The organism is Sandaracinaceae bacterium (assembly GCA_020633055.1).
GTDB lineage: Bacteria > Myxococcota_A > Polyangia > Polyangiales > Houyiibacteriaceae > JADJJE01.
This window is the reverse complement of record JACKEJ010000027.1, coordinates 1-3,003: the sequence shown is the minus strand read 5'-3', so window position 1 is coordinate 3,003 and position 3,003 is coordinate 1. Positions and strand designations below refer to the sequence as shown.

Here is a 3,003-nt window from a genome sequence, read left to right as displayed (position 1 = left end):
GGCGCAGTACGCTCGCGCCGTCTCCCCGCTCGCCCGCCAAGCCCGCACGTGGTCGGGCCACTCACCCTGAAGTCTCTTCATCCTCCGAGCGTGGCGCTCGCGCGGCACCCCGTGAAGAGCGGGTCGATGCAGCGGTTACGCGGACGGTGCGGGTGTGGGCGTACCCGCGTCCGACGGATCTGCGCAATTATGCCGGGCCCTTCGTTATGCGGAGCTGAGGCTGTCTGCCAGTTTGCACCCCGTAGGGACCACCAGAGTTTCATGACCATGGGACCGGGGGACGGTCCGACGACACTGGGCTGAGCATGCCGTCTGATGGCCACCGTGTCACGCCCGGAGGAGCCGGAGGCGACGACGTGCCGCGCTAGCGGCGCTTGCGCCGGATGGGGCGGTCGGGCTTCTCGATGGGCACGTCGGGCGGGTTCTCTGTGCCGGTGACCTTGGGCTTCAGCCGGTGACGGTAGGACTCACCCTCGACGACGAGGTCGTAGGCGTTGTTGATGAATCGGTCGACGGCACTCTGTGCGAGCAGGATGTCGTCGAAGGTCGCGATCCACTCCGCCGTGTCGCGGTTGCTGGTCACGATCGTGGGGACACGTCCGTTGCGCTCGACGAAGAGCTGGTAGATGTCGCGCCCCTCGTCGCGGGTCATGGGCTCGAGCGCGAAGTCGTCGATGATGAGCAAGTCGATCGTTGTCAGCTCCACCATCAGCGCGTCGCGCGAGTTGTCGAGACGGCTCTGCTTGAGACGTCGCAACATGTCGTCGGCGCGCGTGAGCATCACCTGGAAGCGATGCCTGCATGCGATGTGTCCGAGGGCCGTGGCGAGGAAGGTCTTGCCGACGCCGACAGGGCCGAGGATCACAACGTTGCGCGCGCTCTCGACGAAGCGGAGGCACACGAGCTCGTCGAGCACACGTCGGTCGAAGTGGACCTTGGTGGTCTTGTCCCAGCGCTCGAGCACCATGTCTGGGTCGAGCCCGGCGGTGTGTGCGCGCCGCGCCGTGGCGGTGCTGTCGCGCCGATCGATCTCGTCCCGCAGGAGCAGGAGCAGCAAGTCCTCGTGCGAGAGGTTGTTCTGCCGGGCGAGCAGGAGCCGCTCGGGAAGCGTGGGGATCATCTTCCCGAGGCGCAGCTTCTTCAGTGCGACTCGGAGCTCGGTGTCGATCGTGGCGGTGGAGTTGGCCATCACTTCTCCTCCTTCTTCGTCTCGACCGTGCTGTAGGTGCCCGCGTCACGGGCGAAGCGCGGCGTCTGCGGCAGCCGCCGCAGCTTGCCTCGCTCCTCGGCGTCGCTCTCGACGACACGGGCCTCTTTGAGCATGCGTGCGATGCGGGGCACATCGACGACGTCGAAGCTCAAGGAGCGCTCGCAGACGGCATTGACCTTGTCCGCCCCGAACGTGTCGCAGAGTCGAAGGAGCTGGTAGCCCTGGCGCATCATCGTCCAAGGGAGCTGGCGGTCGAAGAGCCTCTCGGCGAGTTGGCCGACGCTCTCACCACACTTGTGCGCCCGCTCGACGATGTTCGTGAAGCTGCGTGTGGCGTACGCCGCGGTGCCTGCGGGGTAGTCGTTCGTGTCGGTCGCGCGCTTGCCTGGTGCCTGTCGCGGATGAGTCTTGATCAACTCACCCCCAAGGTAGATGCGCACGATGGATCGGTCCGAACGTACGCGCACCTCCTTGCCGATGTAGCGCGTGGGGACCGAGTAGAGCGCGCGCTGGACGTTGATGTGGTGGTCGGGGTGCACCTGCGCGGTCGTCCACAGCGGCACGTCGAAGGGTGCTGTCGGAGCCTCCTTCATGCACGACTTCTCCTCGGACTCGTAGTGCTCGCGGACCACACGCTGAGTGGTGCCGTGAATCCTCTCGGCCGCGTCGTGACACCACTTGAGGGACGCCCGCCGAGCGTCGTCGAGATCCACGAAGGTCTCACCGTCCCACCAGCTCTCGCGCGCGAACGGCACCTGATTCTCTACGCGCGCCTTGTCCTTCGGGCGCCTCACCCGCGTGGTGTCCACGAAGAAGTCGCGCGCTTGCGCGTAGTCTGCGAAGGCATCGTTGATGCGCGGCGATGTCGAGCTGGCCGACGTCACCATCGCGCTGGCGTTGTCGACGAGCACGCGCGCGGGAACACCTCCGAAGAAGGCCCACGCCGCGTCCAGGCCTTCGCATACCGCTTCGGTCGTCTGCTCGAACGTGGGCCACACGAACTGCATCCGGCTGAACGTCAGCGTGACGACCAGGCACCACAGCTGCCGCATCCGCCCCTGCGCGGGGTCGAACAGCATGCCCATCTTGCCGAAGTCGGCCTGCGCCTCCTGACCAGGCTCAGGATCGTCGACGCGGATGGTGGGCTTGCGCTCGCGCCAGCCCAGCTCGTCATGCGCCCAGCGGCACAGCGTGGCGTACGTCACGTCGACGCCACGACGCTGGAGCAGCGCGTGCACCTTGGTGAGGCGCAGCGCGCGTGTCTTCTTGTCGGCGGGATTCAGCCAACCCGAGATCAACTCTCGGTGCGTCTCGAGGCGCTCACGCGCCTCGCTTCGCGGCTGTGGCGCCCGAACCTGAACCGCCTGGACCGCCTGCTGGACGCGCACCTCTGGCGCGGCGTCCGCGGGGACCTCGGCGGCCGCGTCGACGTAACGACGCACCGTCTTCCGATCCAGCCCCGTCTCGCGGGCGATCTCCCTCAACGCCTGCCCCGCCTCCCGGCGGCGCAGGACTTCCTTCACTTCGATCATGCTCAGCTCCCGGTAACTCATGCGGCTCTCCTCGGACGCCCGCGACGTCCAACTCGAACCGTGGTTGATGTTCCGGTCGCCGGCCCAGGGCCTCCTCACCGCAGCCCTCAGGTGGTCCCTTCTGGCTGCAAATCAGGTGGTCCCATGCCCCTGCAAAACCCAGGGGCACCCCCCCGCGGGTGGTCCCATGATCATGAAAATCCGGTGGTCCCATGGGCCTGCAAATTCAGCCCATCAGGTGGTCCCATGAGCCTGCAAACT

General features: G+C 66.8%; 2 protein-coding genes. Both read right to left on the bottom strand.

From position 1 onward, the window contains the following. Positions 1-364: 364 nt before the first annotated feature. Positions 365-1,189: an ATP-binding protein gene (locus H6726_32785; GenBank protein MCB9662462.1), complete on the bottom strand. Its 825-nt coding sequence runs from the start codon at positions 1,187-1,189 to the stop codon at positions 365-367. Continuing rightward, positions 1,189-2,763 (bottom strand): IS21 family transposase, encoded by a 1,575-nt coding sequence (locus H6726_32780; GenBank protein ID MCB9662461.1) that lies wholly within the window; start codon positions 2,761-2,763, stop codon positions 1,189-1,191. Before H6726_32780 ends, H6726_32785 begins: the two co-directional genes overlap by 1 nt. Between the last annotated feature and the right edge of the window lie 240 nt (positions 2,764-3,003).

Coding starts and splice junctions, on each gene's coding strand:
- H6726_32785 (MCB9662462.1), bottom strand. CDS start 1,189: ATGGCCAACTCCACCGCCACGATCGACACCGAGCTCCGAGTCGCACTG.
- H6726_32780 (MCB9662461.1), bottom strand. CDS start 2,763: ATGAGTTACCGGGAGCTGAGCATGATCGAAGTGAAGGAAGTCCTGCGC.